We start from the raw sequence: 16,997 nt of genomic DNA, 5'->3' as shown, positions 1-16,997 counted from the left end.
CTTTAACTGAACACTAAAAAATGCAAGATTTCATTTTCTACATCAAATTAGGTCTAAACCATGTGCTCGATTTCGCGGCTTATGACCATATTCTCTTTTTGATTGCCTTAACGCTTCCCTTTACCTTTAAGAGTTGGAAAAAAGTAATCTTATTAGCTACCATATTTACAATTGCCCATTGCCTATCCTTATTCCTTTCCGTATATGGCGTTTTGGTAATGGATGTGGGTTTGATTGAATTTTTGATTCCTGTTACGATTTTAGGAACAGCACTTTTCAACCTGATTTATGTAAAATCCACTCAAGAAAATAGAAGCCTGAGGTTACATATTTTTGCAACTGCTTTTTTTGGTTTGATTCACGGTTTTGGTTTTAGTAATTATTTCAATATGTTGATGGCCGAAGAAGAAGAGAAACTTGGGTCATTATTGGGTTTTGCTACAGGAATTGAAATTGCCCAGGTTTTGATTGTTTTGGTAGTGCTGGCAGTATCCTATGTATTTCTTTCCGTAGTAAAGGTCAAATCGCGACTTTTTATTACAATAGCTTCCATTTTGGTCATTCTTATAACAATACCTATGTTGATTGCTACGTTCCCATGGTAAGTTTACGTTAAATTTAACCTATTAAGGTTGTAGGAATTTGGTAAAGCAGGTATCTTAGACGCCTGTTATACCGATGTATACATGAAAAAAAAGAAGCAAGAAAAATATGATAAAGCTTATCTGCGGATGGCGCAAGAATGGGGTAAATTATCCTATTGCGAACGCAAGCAAGTTGGTGCTATTATCGTAAAAGATCGTATGATTATTTCTGACGGATATAACGGAACTCCTACTGGCTTTGAGAACTTCTGTGAAGATGATGATGGCTATACAAAATGGTATGTTTTGCATGCAGAAGCAAATGCCATTTCGAAAGTAGCCTCCTCTACGCAATCATGTCAAGATTCAACCTTGTATATAACTCTTTCGCCATGTCGCGAATGCAGTAAATTGATTCATCAATCTGGCATAAAACGTGTTGTATATAAAGAAGCGTATAAAGATGGTTCAGGACTTGATTTTCTTCGGAAAGCCGGTGTAGAATTAGAACATTTGCCAAGTATTGAAAATGCCTAATCGGTTGAGATAAAAAGAAATGAAAAAAAAGAGTACTTATTTATGGCCTACCATACTTGCCGCCGCATTGGCAGTGGGTGTTTTTTTAGGCGGTAAACTAGACTTTAATGACTCCCCTGAAAAACTTTTCACGACCAATTCCAAGAAGGATAAGCTCAATAGGCTAATCGACTATATCGACTACGAATACGTCGATGAAATCAATACAGATAGCATCGTTGATGTTACGGTCAACAACATCTTAGAGAAGCTCGACCCACATTCAGTATACATTCCTAAAGAAGAGATGACACAGGTGTCAGAAAGCATGAAGGGGGATTTTGTTGGGATTGGTATTAATTTTTATCCTTATCGTGATACTATTTCGGTTATTCGCACTATTAAAGATGGCCCTAGTTTTATAAAAGGAATTGAGGCCGGTGATCGCATATTAATGGCGGACAACGATACGTTATATGGTAAAGATTTGCCGAGCGGTGTAATTGTGGAAAAACTAAAAGGCAAGGAAGGAACTTCCGTAAAATTAAAAGTGTATCGCAAGAAGGAAGACCGCATATTTACCGTGAATATTAAACGGGATATCGTTCCAATCAAAAGTGTGCAATCCTACTTCATGATGTCAGACGATATGGGGTATATTAAAGTCAATCGTTTCGCTGAATCTACTTTCAAGGAGTTCAAAACAGCGCTTAAAACTTTACAAAAACAGGGAGCTAGCAAGTTAACATTAGACCTAAGGGATAATCCAGGAGGATATTTGGGTATTGCTGAACAGATGGCCGATGAGTTTTTAAAAGATGGAAAATTGATTCTTTTTACCAAAAACAAAAAAGGTAAAATAGATAATGTATACGCTACTGATAAGGGAAGCTTTGAAGATAAGGAGGTCTATGTCTTAATTAACGAACGGTCCGCCTCAGCAAGTGAGATTATCGCCGGGGCACTTCAAGACAACGACCTGGGTACTATAGTGGGGCGACGCTCTTTCGGGAAAGGACTGGTGCAACGAGAAATGGAACTCGGTGATGGTTCGGCGGTGCGACTTACCGTATCAAGATATTACACCCCAACAGGGCGGAGCATTCAACGCAGCTATAAAAACGGGAATAAAGATTACTATCAAAAATTCACAGACCGTTACCATAGCGGTGAACTGACTTCAGTAGATAGTATTCAAGTCGCCGACTCTTTAAAATTCAAAACCCCTAAAGGCAAGGTAGTCTATGGTGGTGGCGGAATTATTCCAGATGTATTTGTGCCTATTGGAACAAACGAGGAGGAAGCTGTTGAAAGTATGGATAGCGTTGGATTTATTTCCTATTTTATTTTTGAACATCTTGATGAAGATAGAGACCGTTACACGGATTATTCCGAAGAAGATTTTGTCGCTAATTTCAAGATTGACGATATTTTGTTTGAGCGGTTTGTGGAATATGCTATCAGGAGCAAACTAAATATGCGTTTCTACGATTTTGAAGACAGCGTGAAGTTGTATTTAAAGGCCGCCTTGGCCGAGCAATTATTCGGAGCAAATGTACATGCCAAGATTAAAAGTCAGGCTGATGCGATGTTACAACAGGTTTTAGAACTTGATAATCCTGCAGTAAAACAAGAGGAAGCTGAGGCAATTGAATCTATCAATTAAACACCTTAATCTTGGTTCATCTTATCCTTTATCTTTTTTGAAGTTATAAAGATTAAGAGCAAAACAATGGCACATAAAGAGGCTACGATTCCAATAAGGGCAATGATGCTATCTCCTTCCAAAAGGTTTTGAAAGTTCAATAAAGTAACATTGTAGGCAATCAAAGCTACTGCGATTACAATTAGAATTATGAAAAGAGTTTTGTTCATTTGAATGCCTAATTTATGATTCTAAAAAAGCTGATTTATGTTAGTGGCAAATAGTTTCACAGCAATGGCCAATAATATAACGCCGAATACTTTTCGTATAATCCCAATACCACTGGCTCCAAGAACTTTTTCGATTCTGCTTGAAGATTTTAGTACCAAGTATACAAAGATAATATTCACAACAATGGCAACTATAATATTTTCAACATGATATTCTGCACGTAAGGATAATAGTGATGTCATTGTGCCCGCCCCAGCAATCATAGGAAATGCCAAAGGAACAATAGAAGCGGTTTCTGGGGCGTCGTCTTTATACAGTTGTATTCCCAAAATCATTTCGATGGCTAAAAAGAAAATGATAAAGGCCCCTGCAACCGCAAAAGAGTTTACATCGATGCCGATGAGGTTTAAAATTTCCTCGCCAACAAAAAGAAAGGCAACCATCATGATAGCAGCAACAATAGAAGCTTTTTCCGATTGAATATGCCCTACTTTATTTCGTAAACCGATAATGATAGGAATGCTTCCCACAATATCGATTACCGCAAAAAGAATCATACTAGAAGTAGCGATTTGTCTGAAATCAAAGTTTAGGCCTATTGACATACCTTTAAATTTTCCGCAAATCTACGTTTAAAATACTAGTTTCAAATGTCTACGGATGAAATAAATAGTTAATCCCACATTGGTATAAAATGTATATTTGAAAGCTCAAAGCAAGCCTATGTTCCAACTGGGAAAAACTATAGTATCGGAAGAAATTATAGAAAATGATTTCGTCTGTAATTTGAATGCATGCAAAGGCCAGTGCTGTGTTGATGGCAATGCCGGGGCGCCTTTGGAAGAGGATGAAACTGAGATTTTGGTTGATATTTATGCGGACGTAAAACCTTTTTTGCGGGCTGATGGAATTGCTGCTATTGAAGAACAAGGTGCTTTCGTAAAAGGTGAAGATGGCGAATGGGAGACTCCGCTCATAAAAGGAAGTGAATGCGCCTATGTCATTTTCTCTGAAAACCAAACAGCCAAATGTGGCCTGGAAGAAGCGTACAATCAAGGCAAGACCCAATGGAAGAAACCCGTTTCTTGCCATCTATATCCCGTTCGTGTAAAGGAGTATACCGAACTAACCGCAGTGAACTACCATAAATGGGAAATTTGTGATCCAGCATGTTCTTTAGGGGAAGAATTGAAAGTTCCTATTTACAAGTTTGTAAAAGAGGCCTTAATTCGCAAGTTCGGAGAAACATGGTACAAAGAACTTGAACAAACGGCCAAAGAACATCTTAGACAATAGGGATGTGTAAAAGTACCTTGGTGCCTTCTGGCTTTCCATCCTCGGTGTAAAGATCAAGAATTTGAAGATTAAAGGAATTTAAATAATCCCTTGAAAAGTTTGACAAACGCTCTTTGGTGATGTCAATTCCAACTGATTTTCGCTTTAGCACCTTACTTTGCTTAATTTCTTCAGAGGCCATTCTACCAATTCCGTTATCGGTTATGCTAATGTGAATGAAATTTTCATCTGAAGCCTTTCGTACATTGAGGACTATTTTTTTTTCGCCAGTTTTTGACGAAAGACCATGCCATAGCGCATTTTCTAAAAAAGGTTGTAAAATCAAAGAAGGTATTTTGACGGTATGGGGGTCTATTTCATCACTGATTTTTATTTCAAAATCGATTTCATTAGAAAATCGAATGTTCTCTATATTCATATAAAGCTCGACCGTCTCCAGCTCTTCAGCTAAGGGTATCTCTCTAAGTGAGGAGGCTTCGAGAATTTTCCTGACCAGTTTTGAAAATTTGTTGAGGTAATGCACGGCATTTTTCTGCTCATTATTGATGATATAGAGCTTGATGGAATTGAGTGAATTGAACAAAAAGTGCGGATTCATTTGACTACGCAACATACTCTGCTCTAATGTCAGCAACTTCTTTTCGTTTTTTAGTTGATACTGCCGGTAAAGAATGTAGAAAATTCCGGCCAACAATGCTAAAACAATAGCACTAATAAGCAGCGTTGTATTTTTCTTTCTCAAATTAAGCTCTACAATCTCCTTCTCTTTAGCTAAGACCTCAATTTCATTGCTTCTTTTTTGTGAATCATAACGAAACATAATATCATTTACATAGCGCACGGTGCTCGTATTTAATATTTGTTCCTGCAGTTCTTCGGCCTTTAAGTTATAGGTGAGTGCTTTCTCAAAATTACGCTGTTCTTTATTAAGTTCTGATAGTAAACGATTCGCTTGGGAAGCTTCAGATATCAAACTCTTTTCCTCGGCAATTTTTAGTCCTTGAAGCATATTTTTCTCGGCTTCGGTGTACTTTTTCAGTAATAATTTCGACCAGCCAAGATTTATAAATACGGGCGCAATAAGAAATCCATCACCTAGCTTTTGAGCTTTGGGTAGTGCATGCTGAAGAAGTTCAATGGCCTCTTGAGGATTATCTTGTTTGATATAAATTTTGGCAATAGCATTGTTACAAATCACCCGACCCATATCATTATCTATTTTCTCATTAAGAGCAAGTGATGTTCGATAATCTTTTAAAGCTCCAGTTAAATCCCCTAATTCCTCTTTGCATTCTCCGATATTTTGAGAATTAACTGCTTGACCTAGGAGATTGTTAAGTTCTGTTTCAAGCTGAAGGGATTTTTCAAAATACGCAATCGCTCTATCGTGTTGGTTCAGCATTTGGTAGAGATTACCTATACAATTTACCGACACATTGATACTTCTTTTAATACTCCTGGAAGGATTCTCAACTGATTCTGCCAATTCCAAAGCTTGTTGATTATAATCCATAGCGGTTCTAATAGAAGAAGTTCTTCGATACACTACCCCAAGATTATTGAGACTTGATACCCTAAATTCGAGATTGTCATTCTCAGCAGCAAGGTCCAAAGCTCTTTTATGAAGCTCTATAGATCTTGAAAATTGAGAAAGATTACGATAATTTCGTCCTAGTTCATTTAGGGCATAAGCGTGGCCATCGATGTATTGAGCTGCATCAGAGGCATTGGCAAAATAGCGCATCAAAACCGTATCACGTCGATGGCTTCTTAAAACGGAATGTAACGGGGAATACCCCTCTGGAGCGGCTGTAACCAAACTATCAACTTTCTTCTTGAAAGTTTCAGGAACAGTCTGGGTGAATCCTTGATAAAAGAGACACAAGAATCCGATAATTAAGCAACGTTTCATACACAAAATAAAGCGCAGGTGTAGGTCGGATTCATAAATGTAGCTGGGGGGGTTCATAAAGAAATTTACAACATATCTAGAAAATCAGATTTTTTCTGTCTAGAAACGGGGATTTTGTGATTGGGTTTCAAGATGACGTATCCGTCTGTCTTGAGAAACTCTTTTATTTTGGAAAGATTGATAATGTATGAGTTATGAATTCTAAAAAAAGAGTCATCAGGCAAAAGTGCGTTTACTTCCTTTAATTTCTTTGTAAGTACGATTTTTTGACCGTCTGTTAGGTATATAGTACTATAATTGCCATCAGACTCTGCATATAATATTTCATCACTTTCTAAGAAAACAAGTTTACCATCAGTATTAAAGGTTATTTTTTTGTGAACCGCACTTGAATTAAAATTCAATAATATTTTTTCAAGCCGCTCCGCAGTAAAATTTTTGGCGTTGTACTTCTTGATTTTAACAATGGTATCCTTTAAATCATCTGTATCAATTGGTTTTAGAAGATAGTCAATTGCCTCATTTTTAAGTGCCTTGATGGCGTACTGATTGTAGGCTGTCGTAATTACAACGGGAAAGTCTTTGTTTTTCAACTTTTGAATGAATTGAAAACCATCCATAGTAGGCATTTCAATATCGAGAAAAAGACAATCAGGTGAATTTTTTTCTAAATGATTGAGCGCCTCCAAGGGATCGGTGAACGAAGCGGCTACATTAATTTCATCACTAAAGTTTGTTAACTCCCAAGATAAGCTTTGTAACGCCTTTATCTCATCATCTACTATTATCGCTTCTATCATATCAATCATTTCTTAGTATAGAAAGTTACTCAAAAATATAATGAAGCTATTGGTAATACAAAAAAGATGTATCAATGGAGATGATTCAAGTATAATTGGTAAAAAAACGCACAAAAATCGCTTTTACTACGTAATCCATTCTTTTTTCTTACAAAATTAAACCAATTTAAATGTTATTTTCCTTTCTAAAAGCCTGTAAATTAAAGGGTCATACCATTTATACATAAAACCTTACCATTGATACATTAACGCTTTCTGTGCTAATCTGTCTAGTTTAATTTAGGCCTAGAATATGAGAATTGATTTAGTTTCCTCCTGTATAGTTCTATCAAGAATAGAACAAGAATTAAATCTACTGAAATGAAAAGGTGCTTTGTAATGTTTGTTTTTTTCGTATTGATGCTTTTGTTGGCGGCTTTAACCGACCACTCGAATGAAGTTATCGTTAATGACAAAATTGTAATAAGTGAACTCGCGACTGACAATCAATTAACAAATGATGTAGTTTCAGACCATGTCCTTAAAAATTGAGCCAGTACAAAGTATAACCAGAAAATAACCAAAGTCTCGATGCCACACATTTTCTCAAAAGCTGCAAAACTTGTTCTTTGGGTTCTTTTACCTACTCTATTTATCTCTGGAACCAAACTGAACACTGATACTTTTTCAAAGGTCAATAGTGATGAGGACTACACATTGCGTGCAAGTGGAAACCTGAATAATAGTCTTAATGGGACCATACGCTTTGAAACTTCGGTCGTAACTACTTCTAAAGGAATTTCATTTTCCGTATTGAAGTTAAAACTCGAAAGTGAAAAGAGTTTAATCCCGCATTCTATGGAGTTTTTGATATCGGAGAAAGAATCAGACTCAGTTTTAGAGGGAACGCACAAAGTTTCAAATAATAATGAAGGACTATTAAATTATTTTGATGGCGTATTCGGCTTTGCAAATATTAATGCCTTAGGCGAATTACCGCTTTTTGCCAAAAGTGGGGAAATACAGATTGAGTATTTGGATGAAACCAACTTAAAAGGAGTAATAAATATTCAGATGAGTAATGCTATAGGGAAGTCGGTCAAAGTAAAAGGAAACTTTGTTGCAACCAAATAGAAAGATAAAGGATTTGACAAAAAACATCAGAGGTTTTTGACAAATACATATGAAATAACCGTGGTTTTATTAGGGTTTATGGCCGTAAATGTCGTATTTTTACCCCATTCCCCTGATTGACCAACTATTTAATTCTTAACACGTTAAGACTTAATAGAGCTTCTTTATGTCATAATATACAATCATATGTATGAATGGGAAACTCGAAATGATTTTATGAAACTGCCAATCCATAAGGTACGGTCTGGGAATGCGTTACAAATTAAAGCGTATTACTGTTCTTTGAACAGACCCATCTAATGAATTGTTGCATATTGGACACCTAACCAACTTGTTGGCCTTAGGTGATTTGCTCGATTATAGGTTTCGGGGGAACTACCTAAATCAGCGCCATTGTAACAAGTATTGATTTTGATACATTGGAAGGGCCGTACGGTTTGGCGGTATTCATACAAAAACAGAAATTTAAAGGTTGGAGCATTGCTTCGGCCTTTTTCTTTTTAGACCCTACTTCTACCCAAATATGATCTTAAATGCACGAACTCCCCATTCAAAAAGTTAGATGGGCTATTGCCTATCAGTCTATTAAAATCGTTGATGAAATGAGCCTGGTCATAATAACCATTATCCAATGCTAGAGTGTGTAATTTATCAGAGTTTCCAGACTTTATAATTTCAAAGACAGAATTTAGTTGAATGACTTTACAAAAATATTTTGGAGCGATACCAATAATTTCTTTGAATTTTCTTCTAAAATGTCTGGTACTTAGGTCCGTTTGATCAACAAGTTCGTTAATAGAAATGGCTCCATTATTTTTAAATATTTCTAGAATTGTTGCATCAAGCCATTCAATAGGTTCCATTCTGTGCCTTAGTAATTCCTGAAGTGCCTCAAGGATAATAGAGATATTTTCCAAGGGTTTTACTTCAGTTGAGAGAAAAGCAAAATGTTCTTTGAGGTTTTTTGGCAGTTCTTTTAATAGTCCCTTCCAGCCATTTGAAATTTCAATTCCAGGAAAATGAAACAGATAATAAGGAGCTAGCGGATGCAATACCAAACCTATTTGTCCAAAAACCCCATTTACCTCCATTCGTATTCCTGAGATATCAATTTGCCCAGCAACATTCAAAGGTACCGAGGTGGGATAAAAACTTTTTCCATTAACATTTAGCTTATGGTAATCATTGTAAACATAAATCAACAGGGGAAAGCCAGTCGGTGGGGCGGGCATACTGGTTTGAACGGCTGATGAGGTCTCTCCCTGAACTATGGCCATAACAAATGGGCGAAGTACAATTGGAATTTCGTAATTGATTGTTTCAAAAAGTTTCATACAAAGGAAATCCGGTAAAAATGAAAGCTAATGTCCGTTTTATACAATGATTTGGCTTTGAAAAGGGGTAGTTTTGACTAAAGTTAACCAATTTCTTCCCTCGATTTAACATTTGCCGTTTTTACTTGATAATGAACTGTTTACACAGAATTTGCATCCGTAAATACAATTTCTAAACAAGTTGATTCTTGATATGCTTTATTTGCCAAGATTTAACGAGCATGTTTACTTTTCTAAGATTCTGATACTAACACTATATAAACCATAAATTATGAAAAAAATGAACTATTTAATCGTTATTGCTTTGACGCTGTTTGGAGTTTCATGTTCCAAACAGGATTCGTCAGAGAATGATGAGCTAAAGTCTATCGACTATCGTGCTCGTACTTTTGAACAAACGGAATCTCAAGAAATTTTTGTCATCGATTTGCAGCAGTATCACACTATTAATCAAATTTCAATTTTGGAGCATACAAAAAAGGAATTGGAAGAAAAAATTGAGGGTGGAAATGAGAATCTTTTACCGGAATTAGAGGCGGTTATCAAGAAACTTCTTGAACGCTATAATTCTCTTGAGAACACTTTAGATACTACCTGTTTGCTACTTAAGTTAAGATATGAAGAATTGTCTTCAAAAGTTTCAGAAGGTAATCAAGATGCACTTGATGAATTGTTAAGAATAAAACAAGATTTAGAGAATTGCGGTATTAATGTTGATAATTATCTTTTTGAGATTTTTAAAGGAAGCCCAATAATATATGCTGCCTCTTGGGGTTCTAAATGTAGCCCTGGTAAGGAATGGAAATGCAAGAACAGTATGAGGGAAGGAAGGCTTTTAATCAATGTTGAAGAAAGACTAGCTCAAGATACAGAGGTACAATTCAAATCAGCAGACGGGAGGGTAATCTCAACTGGTATATTGTTAGGAAAACACAATGACCTTAAAGGTATGTTTCAGATTGAGATTGAGTTAAGTCAGATTAGCGAAGGTATTCTTGAGGTGAGTACTGAAGCTGAGAAGATTCCAATACCAATTGAAATATTATAAATTCTTAATAAAATTTCTTTTTAAAGTCCCTAATTTAGGGACTTTACCTTTTATGCCCGCTTCAGTCTGGTGATTTAGTGTCTTATGAGAAGAAGTTGTTTTTATTTATTGTTACTGTTTTTTTGCCAGATAGTTTTCGCTCAGAAAATATCTGATAAACAAAACTTAGCGAATACTTATTTTGAAAAAGGTCTTGAATTTAGATATGACCAAAAGGACAGCTCATATTTCTATTTGGATTTAGCAAGGGAGTATAATCTTGAATTAAAAAATTATTCACAAGCCCTAGATGTAATATTAGAATCGATTTTTGCAAGTGGCATTCATTATGATTTGAAAACATACAAATCTAATCTCGATAAAATGGAAGCGATGTTGCTTAATTATTCTAGTGATATGACAACCGAAGAAATACGATTTTATGAAAATCGATTTATATATGAGGAAGGTAGCTACTATGAAGAATTAAAGAATTATGTAAAAGCCAAATCTAGATTTCAAAAACTACATGATATATATAGTAAAAAGAATCCCGAGACTCTTACTTACAACGATCTTTCTTTTCTGATTTACTCCACAAATCTGCTAGCTTCCATATATATGGATATTGGAAAATTTGATATAGCGGAGAATTACTTTAATAAAGCGCTTACCATAATAGAGAAAAATGAACTAGCAAAAAAAGAAGGTTTTGATCGATCTACCAATAGGTTGCTTGCACAATTGTACATAAATATTGGAAAGCATGAAAAGGCAGATGAGATATTGCAAGAGTTATTGTACTCTTACAAGAATCTTTATTCGAGTGATAAAGAATACAAAAATAGCCTGGTTGTTGTATATCAGAGGCTAGTGGACAATTATATAAAACAAGATAGTCTTCAAAAGGCAATATACTATCTTGATGAAAGCCAAGAGTTTTTAATAGAAAATGATCCTTTTTATAAGCAGTCACTTTTACTATATGGAGATATTCTTTTAAAACAAGACAAGAATATTCAAGCACTGGAATACTATAATGATGCCCTAAGATTTTATCTGAAATACAGGAATCAAAAACCTCACCAAGAAGTTGCAAAAGTTCAAGGAAGAATCGCCGAATTTTATTTGAAACAAGGAGATTACAAGAAGGGTCTGAAGGCGATAAAAGAGGCCTTAGGAAGTTCAAGAGTTTCCACAAGACTAAATTCGGTGGAAGCAAATCCCGAGCCCGGTGAGGTATTTTCAAAAAGACAACTACTTTATTTGCTAGATATAAAAAGCCAACTTCTTTATGCAACCTATGAAAAACAAAAAGATGAATCCTATCTTACTGCTGCAACAAATACCAATAAGGATATATTAAGCACTTTTAATGTTTTAAAAAAAGAGTTCGACAGTAAACTTGACAAGCAGTTTTTGGCCGAGAATGTATATCCAATTTTCCATAGGATGTTTACTTTCACCTATGAGAACTATCAAGTTAACAAATCAAAAGAATTACTTCAGCTTGCTATTGATATTAGCGAAAAAAACAAAGATTTTTTGCTACTTGAAGCACTTCGTAGTACTCAAGCAAGTAAATATGCAAATATTCCAGAGGCTGTATTGAACAAAGAAGCCCAACTGCGTGCGGAAATCACCTATTTTGAAAAGGAAATATTCGATGCAGGTGATTTAAACGATGATTTTTCAGAAAGCCTTTTTGTGGTAAAACAGGAATATTATAGTTTTTTAGACTCTGTAAAACTTCATTATCCGAAGTATCATAGTTTGAAGTACCAAAGCACTTCTATTGATTTAGGGACAATTCGCCGCTGGCTTTTAAAAGATAGAGGCACTTTGGTTTCCTATACCTTGACGGATAATCATCTTTATACTGTCGTAGTAAACGATGAAATGGAAAAGTTTCTAAAAATCCCGTTTTCAGATTCAGATAGACAAATGATACGAGTTTTCTACACACAACTTTCAAGCCCTTCAGTAAGAACAAATGAAAAATCGATTCCCGAATTGGGCAAAAAGCTATTTAAAAAACTTTTAAAAACTCCATTAACCGGACTTAATTCTAAAAACCTAATAGTTATTCCAGATGGAGAATTGCATTACTTGCCTTTCGATATGCTGATTAAGGACGAGGCCTATCTTTTAGAAACGGTAAACATTAGTTATTCAAATTCCATAGCCTCTCTTATTGAGTTGAAACAAAAGCAAAATGTAGGGCAGAAAAACGTTTTGGCATTTGCACCAAGCTTTAAAGGTTTAGAGCAGAAAACTACCGAAAGAGATTTTGGAAAGTTATTGTATAATGATGATGAGATTCAAAGGATTGGATCTTACTATGAAACCGAGGTATATTCAGATTCCACTGCAATTTTGGAAAATTTCATGAGTTTTGCGCCTAATCAGAACATAATCCATTTGGCCACTCATGCTACCGCGAACGATGAGTATCCTGATTATTCGTATTTGGCATTTAGTGCGAATAAAGATAGTACCCGGAGTAATATTTTATATATCAAAGACCTGTACAATATGTCTTTAAATGCAGATATGGTAACTCTAAGTGCTTGTCAAACCGGTATCGGCAAACTGCAGAAAGGGCAAGGAATGATGAGTCTTTCGAAAGGCTTTTATTACGCTGGGGCAAAATCTCTAGTAAATACCCTTTGGAAAATCAATGATAAAAGCACTGTTAAGTTGATGGAGTATTTCTACGAGGGTTTGAGCAAAGGACATTCGAAATCAGAAGCATTGCGAAAAGCAAAATTGAAATATCTGGAGACAACCGAAGACGAATTTTTAAAGCACCCGTACTATTGGGCGGCCTTCGTGGTTTCTGGAGATGTGAGCCCAATATCAAATAGTAATACCCTATGGTGGGTAGTTGGTGTTGGAATGTTTTCCTTACTTATTTTGATCATTTTTTCAAAGAAAGGGAAAGACTTCAGAAAAACTGGACTTCAGAAATAAACCAGTTTCAATTGAGCTGTTCGAGTAGGTTTTCTGCGGCCCTAGCTTTAAATTCATTTTTCTCCACTAAAGTTTTAAGTTCCTTTTTACAACTATCAAGATCTTCCTTTTTTAAATAGGCAAGAGCCAAATACCAAGAAGCACGATCTTTCAACTCACCTTCTTGCTCGATATAACCCTCTAATAAAGGAATAGCTTCTTCTTGCTTATTCAGTTGCATCAAAACCATGGCGCTATAAAAATCGATATAGGCATCATTTTGTTTTGATTGCAGTTCTTGAAAAAGAATTAGGGCTTCAGGGTACTCTTCATTTTCATAGGCTGTAAATGCCCTGGTTTTTAAATCTTCGAGTTGATTGCCCCGCTCTATGGGGTGTATCACATTATCGTAAGGCTTAAAATTCGCAGCATACAATTCATTCGTATTAAGGTCAGGATTGTTAAAAAGTAAAAACCAAGAACCCAGTCCAACAAGCAAAGCAATAGAAGCCGCAGCAAGCCATGGGCGCAATTGAAATACCTTAGTTTCGCTTGCTGAATCCTTATCTGCGATATCTGAGAACATCGCTTTTATCTCTTGACGCTCTTCTTTTTTAAGCGAAACTTGCAATTCTTTTTGGAACCCGAATTCAGAAGCAAATTCTGAATCAGTTATGAGCAAACGTTCCACCTCTTCCAATTGATTTTGGCTGAGAGAACCTTCAAAATAGCCGTTTATCAATTCCTCTTTATCCATCTTTCTTTCCTATTAGTTGCTTTAAAGATTTGAGGCAACGACTTTTTTGACTTTTCGCTACATCTTTATTATCATATCCCTGTCTTACGGTAATTTCACCTAATTTCATTCCCTGTAAATAAAACAGTTCTAATATCTCGCGGCACTTATCACCCAATTTTTTAAAGCTGGCTGCCATTTGTTTTTGATAGTCGTTTGGTCCCTCATCTTCATATACATCTTCAATAACCGCTTGTTCATATTGGTCAAAAAGATAGGTTTCTTCAGTAGGCACCTCTCTTTTGCTATCTCTAAAATGCTTAAAGAGCATAAACTTTCCAATACCGAACAGATAGGTTTTCACCGTGCTTTTGAGCGCATCGAGTTTGCCTGACTGCGCATTTTCATACAACACAATAAGTGCATCTTGAAAAATGTCTTCCAAGACATCGTTTTTCGCATTATAGCGAGACATAAACTTAAAAAACTCGGTCTTGTAATTAAGATACACGCTTTTTAGAGCATTGCGGTCCCGCTTTTTCAACTGTGCGATAAGTTGCTCGTCAGTCATTAATACAGTATTGGTTAAAAGGTAAACACAAGATAAGTTAAAATTTCAAGTAGGGTAATGTTTACTTTTTTGGAGAGTAGGAACAAACGGATGTAAAATTTTAAAACTAGAAATTATGAAAAATGTAGAGTTCAAATTAAAGTATGTAATAATTCTAATGGTAAGTATGGCCCTTTTCTCTTGCTCAAAAGGGGATCCCGGTGATACTGGTCCGCAAGGTCCTCAAGGAGAACAAGGAATTCAAGGTCCAGAAGGTCCTGCCGGTCAAGATGGAGAAGCCTTGGGCGTACCAGGTCCACAAGGTGACCAAGGTCCTGCCGGTCAAGATGGAGCAGACGGACAAGACGGTACAGATGGCCAAGATGGAGCTGATGGCCAAGATGGTAATGCAAATGTTATTGTCTCCGATTGGATTGCTACTCAGTTTTCTGTAACACCATTTAACATCTCCGCTTTTGTGATTAATGTACCAGAAATAAATATCAACGGTGCTATTCTTGTTTATGGAAAAAATACAAATGGCAATATATCGCCAATCCCTCATGAAGTAGGGGTTGAAAGATATACTTATTATGTAGTTCCAGGGTCAGGTTCTTTTCCGAATATCACACCAAATAAAATGGGATTTGTTGGTGAAACAACGAATGCTTCAGATGTAATATTTGACTATTTTGAAGAGGTTCGATATGTAAATATTCCACCACCACCATCAGGAAAATCCGCAATAGACTTTAATAAGATGACCTACGAAGAAGTTATGGATTACTTTGCCTTGGAGTATTAGAGCTGTTTTGAGTTAGTTTGAAAAAACCTGATCACAGCAATGTTATCAGGTTTTTTGTTTTTGGTGTTTACATTTTCAAAGTCGGGGTACCAATGATTATGAAACCATTTAAAACTTAAGATTATGAAAACAAGAACACTTCTAGTCGCAATAGCATTCCTTTTTATGGGAACAGCAACACAAGCCCAGTTCTTTAAAAAATTAGGGAAAAGCGCTGAAAAAGCTGCCGAACGTGCCGTTACCAGAAAAACAGAGCAGAAGGTCAACAAAGAAACTGAAAGGGCTATGGATACTATTCTAGGCAACGGAAAGAAGAATAAAAAACGCAGCTCAAAAAAGACTAAAAACAAAGAGTTGGAGGAGAATGATAGTCCGGTGAATTCAAAAAATAAAAGAGAAAACGCCGACGAAACTGCTACAGATTCAACGCCCAAAACCTGGTCTAAATACAATTTTGTGCCGGGTGATAAAATTATTTTTGAGGATGATTTGAGCGGTGAGGAAAACGGCGAATTTCCTTCAAGATGGGATCTCTCACAAGGGAGTGCCGAAAATGCAAAGAAAGGAAATGAGAATATCATCAATTTCGAAAACCGAAGCATTATTACTCCGTTGATGGAGACCGAAAGCTACTTGCCTGAAGTTTTTACCATTGAGTTCGATGCGTATTTTGAAGATGTCTATTATAGTTGGCAGTCATATAATATTCGATTTTGGCACGGTGCAAACCACCATAGCGAAGGTAAAGATTTTTTTTACCCAATAGAAGTTTTTAAAGATGGTGCAACGACCCATACTAAGGTTCAAGGCAATGCCAAGAAATATGACGGACATAATGAAACCATAGGCAAGTCAACTGGCTGGAAACACATTGCCATTTCCTTCAACAAACGCAGCCTAAAGGTATTTGTAGATGAATACCGCGCCTTGAACATTCCCAATTATAAATACAAGCCTCAAATGTTTAGTATTGGCAGCTATATGCATAAGCCAGAAGGTAAGACGATGGCCATAAAGAATATTCGAATTGCTGAAGGGGGTAAAAAATTGTACGACCGTGTCATGGCCGATGGCAAATTCGTAACCCGAGGCATTCTGTTCGATGTAAATAAAGCGAGCTTAAAACCAAGTTCGATGGGGGTAATCAATCAAGTAGCCAAGATGATGCAAGAACATACTGATTTGAAATTCAGTATAGAAGGACATACCGATAGTGACGGTGAGGAATCGCATAATCTTCAACTTTCAGAAAAACGTGCCGCAGCGGTAAAAGAAGCGCTTACGAATTCAGGTGTGGAAGCCGCAAGATTGAAGGTAAAAGGTATGGGTGAAAGTGTGCCAGTATCCGATAATTCTACACCAGAAGGTAAGGCGAACAATCGCCGTGTAGAGTTTGTGAACTTCTAATGCGAGATTAAAGCGAATAAATACACCGGAACTTGTTTACATTTTTCAGACAGAGGTACTAATGATTGTAAAACATTTTAAAACTAGAA

The 16,997-nt window shown here is 36.2% G+C and carries 17 protein-coding genes; 10 read left to right on the top strand and 7 right to left on the bottom strand.

Going from position 1 to position 16,997, the window contains the following annotated elements; translation table 11 throughout:
- Positions 1-20 precede the first annotated feature (20 nt).
- The 3 genes from FEE95_RS04875 to FEE95_RS04865 all read left to right on the top strand — a co-directional run bounded on the left by FEE95_RS04875 (position 21) and on the right by FEE95_RS04865 (position 2,766).
- On the top strand, positions 21-605 hold the full coding sequence (locus tag FEE95_RS04875; protein WP_138656700.1) for a HupE/UreJ family protein: 585 nt from the start codon (positions 21-23) through the stop codon (positions 603-605).
- Positions 606-686: 81 nt separating this feature from the next.
- Positions 687-1,121 (top strand): deoxycytidylate deaminase, encoded by a 435-nt coding sequence (locus FEE95_RS04870; protein WP_138656699.1) that lies wholly within the window; start codon positions 687-689, stop codon positions 1,119-1,121.
- Between the two features lie 19 nt (positions 1,122-1,140).
- Positions 1,141-2,766, top strand: coding sequence for a S41 family peptidase (locus tag FEE95_RS04865; RefSeq protein ID WP_138656698.1), 1,626 nt, complete (start codon positions 1,141-1,143; stop codon positions 2,764-2,766).
- A gap of 5 nt (positions 2,767-2,771) precedes the next feature.
- Here FEE95_RS04865 and FEE95_RS04860 read toward each other — a convergent pair whose 3' ends face one another.
- Positions 2,772-2,975: a hypothetical protein gene (locus tag FEE95_RS04860; protein ID WP_138656697.1), complete on the bottom strand. Its 204-nt coding sequence runs from the start codon at positions 2,973-2,975 to the stop codon at positions 2,772-2,774.
- Between the two features lie 21 nt (positions 2,976-2,996).
- Positions 2,997-3,581, bottom strand: a complete 585-nt coding sequence (locus FEE95_RS04855; RefSeq protein ID WP_138656696.1) for a MarC family protein — start codon at positions 3,579-3,581, stop codon at positions 2,997-2,999.
- A 118-nt stretch (positions 3,582-3,699) separates the two neighbouring features.
- Here FEE95_RS04855 and FEE95_RS04850 point away from each other — a divergent pair, with 118 nt between their 5' ends.
- Entirely contained in the window at positions 3,700-4,272 is a 573-nt protein-coding gene (locus tag FEE95_RS04850) for a DUF3109 family protein (protein WP_138656695.1), read from the top strand.
- Here FEE95_RS04850 and FEE95_RS04845 read toward each other — a convergent pair.
- Positions 4,262-6,184 (bottom strand): tetratricopeptide repeat-containing sensor histidine kinase, encoded by a 1,923-nt coding sequence (locus tag FEE95_RS04845; protein ID WP_138656694.1) that lies wholly within the window; start codon positions 6,182-6,184, stop codon positions 4,262-4,264. The two genes, FEE95_RS04850 and FEE95_RS04845, sit on opposite strands and share 11 nt — an antisense overlap.
- A 65-nt stretch (positions 6,185-6,249) precedes the next feature.
- Entirely contained in the window at positions 6,250-6,984 is a 735-nt protein-coding gene (locus FEE95_RS04840) for a LytR/AlgR family response regulator transcription factor (protein ID WP_138656693.1), read from the bottom strand.
- A 360-nt stretch (positions 6,985-7,344) separates the two neighbouring features.
- Here FEE95_RS04840 and FEE95_RS22105 point away from each other — a divergent pair, with 360 nt between their 5' ends.
- Both FEE95_RS22105 and FEE95_RS04835 read left to right on the top strand, forming a co-directional pair.
- Positions 7,345-7,515 (top strand): hypothetical protein, encoded by a 171-nt coding sequence (locus FEE95_RS22105; RefSeq protein ID WP_171036984.1) that lies wholly within the window; start codon positions 7,345-7,347, stop codon positions 7,513-7,515.
- A 39-nt stretch (positions 7,516-7,554) separates the two neighbouring features.
- Positions 7,555-8,097, top strand: coding sequence for a hypothetical protein (locus tag FEE95_RS04835; protein WP_138656692.1), 543 nt, complete (start codon positions 7,555-7,557; stop codon positions 8,095-8,097).
- A 500-nt stretch (positions 8,098-8,597) separates the two neighbouring features.
- Here FEE95_RS04835 and FEE95_RS04830 read toward each other — a convergent pair whose 3' ends face one another.
- Positions 8,598-9,431, bottom strand: a complete 834-nt coding sequence (locus FEE95_RS04830) for a helix-turn-helix domain-containing protein (protein WP_138656691.1) — start codon at positions 9,429-9,431, stop codon at positions 8,598-8,600.
- Between the two features lie 271 nt (positions 9,432-9,702).
- Here FEE95_RS04830 and FEE95_RS04825 point away from each other — a divergent pair, with 271 nt between their 5' ends.
- Positions 9,703-10,479 carry a hypothetical protein gene (locus FEE95_RS04825; RefSeq protein ID WP_138656690.1) on the top strand — a complete coding sequence of 259 codons (777 nt, stop codon included), beginning with the start codon at positions 9,703-9,705 and terminating at the stop codon, positions 10,477-10,479.
- A gap of 84 nt (positions 10,480-10,563) precedes the next feature.
- The gene (locus FEE95_RS04820) at positions 10,564-13,431 is read left to right on the top strand and encodes a CHAT domain-containing protein (RefSeq protein WP_138656689.1); all 2,868 of its coding nucleotides are present in this window, start codon (positions 10,564-10,566) and stop codon (positions 13,429-13,431) included.
- A gap of 7 nt (positions 13,432-13,438) precedes the next feature.
- Here FEE95_RS04820 and FEE95_RS04815 read toward each other — a convergent pair whose 3' ends face one another.
- Together FEE95_RS04815 and FEE95_RS04810 are read right to left on the bottom strand one after the other, a co-directional pair.
- Entirely contained in the window at positions 13,439-14,167 is a 729-nt protein-coding gene (locus FEE95_RS04815) for a tetratricopeptide repeat protein (RefSeq protein ID WP_138656688.1), read from the bottom strand.
- Positions 14,160-14,717, bottom strand: coding sequence for an RNA polymerase sigma factor (locus tag FEE95_RS04810; RefSeq protein ID WP_138656687.1), 558 nt, complete (start codon positions 14,715-14,717; stop codon positions 14,160-14,162). The genes FEE95_RS04815 and FEE95_RS04810 overlap by 8 nt, the downstream gene beginning before the upstream one ends.
- Positions 14,718-14,832: 115 nt before the next feature.
- Between FEE95_RS04810 and FEE95_RS22100 the strand changes: the two genes are divergently transcribed.
- Together FEE95_RS22100 and FEE95_RS04800 are read left to right on the top strand one after the other, a co-directional pair.
- Entirely contained in the window at positions 14,833-15,501 is a 669-nt protein-coding gene (locus tag FEE95_RS22100; RefSeq protein ID WP_171036983.1) for a collagen-like protein, read from the top strand.
- 123 nt (positions 15,502-15,624) lie between these two features.
- Complete coding sequence (locus tag FEE95_RS04800; RefSeq protein ID WP_138656686.1) at positions 15,625-16,908, top strand: OmpA family protein; 1,284 nt, start codon at positions 15,625-15,627, stop codon at positions 16,906-16,908.
- Positions 16,909-16,997: the final 89 nt, after the last annotated feature.

This window comes from Maribacter algarum (ex Zhang et al. 2020), from assembly GCF_005885635.1.
Lineage (GTDB): Bacteria > Bacteroidota > Bacteroidia > Flavobacteriales > Flavobacteriaceae > Maribacter_C > Maribacter_C algarum.
This window is presented reverse-complemented; position numbering and strand designations above follow the sequence as displayed.

Coding starts and splice junctions, on each gene's coding strand:
- FEE95_RS04865 (WP_138656698.1), top strand. CDS start 1,141: ATGAAAAAAAAGAGTACTTATTTATGGCCTACCATACTTGCCGCCGCA.
- FEE95_RS04860 (WP_138656697.1), bottom strand. CDS start 2,975: ATGAACAAAACTCTTTTCATAATTCTAATTGTAATCGCAGTAGCTTTG.
- FEE95_RS04850 (WP_138656695.1), top strand. CDS start 3,700: ATGTTCCAACTGGGAAAAACTATAGTATCGGAAGAAATTATAGAAAAT.
- FEE95_RS04815 (WP_138656688.1), bottom strand. CDS start 14,167: ATGGATAAAGAGGAATTGATAAACGGCTATTTTGAAGGTTCTCTCAGC.
- FEE95_RS04870 (WP_138656699.1), top strand. CDS start 687: ATGAAAAAAAAGAAGCAAGAAAAATATGATAAAGCTTATCTGCGGATG.
- FEE95_RS04835 (WP_138656692.1), top strand. CDS start 7,555: ATGCCACACATTTTCTCAAAAGCTGCAAAACTTGTTCTTTGGGTTCTT.
- FEE95_RS04855 (WP_138656696.1), bottom strand. CDS start 3,581: ATGTCAATAGGCCTAAACTTTGATTTCAGACAAATCGCTACTTCTAGT.
- FEE95_RS04845 (WP_138656694.1), bottom strand. CDS start 6,184: ATGAAACGTTGCTTAATTATCGGATTCTTGTGTCTCTTTTATCAAGGA.
- FEE95_RS22100 (WP_171036983.1), top strand. CDS start 14,833: ATGAAAAATGTAGAGTTCAAATTAAAGTATGTAATAATTCTAATGGTA.
- FEE95_RS04830 (WP_138656691.1), bottom strand. CDS start 9,431: ATGAAACTTTTTGAAACAATCAATTACGAAATTCCAATTGTACTTCGC.
- FEE95_RS04840 (WP_138656693.1), bottom strand. CDS start 6,984: ATGATAGAAGCGATAATAGTAGATGATGAGATAAAGGCGTTACAAAGC.
- FEE95_RS04820 (WP_138656689.1), top strand. CDS start 10,564: ATGAGAAGAAGTTGTTTTTATTTATTGTTACTGTTTTTTTGCCAGATA.
- FEE95_RS04810 (WP_138656687.1), bottom strand. CDS start 14,717: ATGACTGACGAGCAACTTATCGCACAGTTGAAAAAGCGGGACCGCAAT.
- FEE95_RS22105 (WP_171036984.1), top strand. CDS start 7,345: ATGAAAAGGTGCTTTGTAATGTTTGTTTTTTTCGTATTGATGCTTTTG.
- FEE95_RS04875 (WP_138656700.1), top strand. CDS start 21: ATGCAAGATTTCATTTTCTACATCAAATTAGGTCTAAACCATGTGCTC.
- FEE95_RS04800 (WP_138656686.1), top strand. CDS start 15,625: ATGAAAACAAGAACACTTCTAGTCGCAATAGCATTCCTTTTTATGGGA.
- FEE95_RS04825 (WP_138656690.1), top strand. CDS start 9,703: ATGAAAAAAATGAACTATTTAATCGTTATTGCTTTGACGCTGTTTGGA.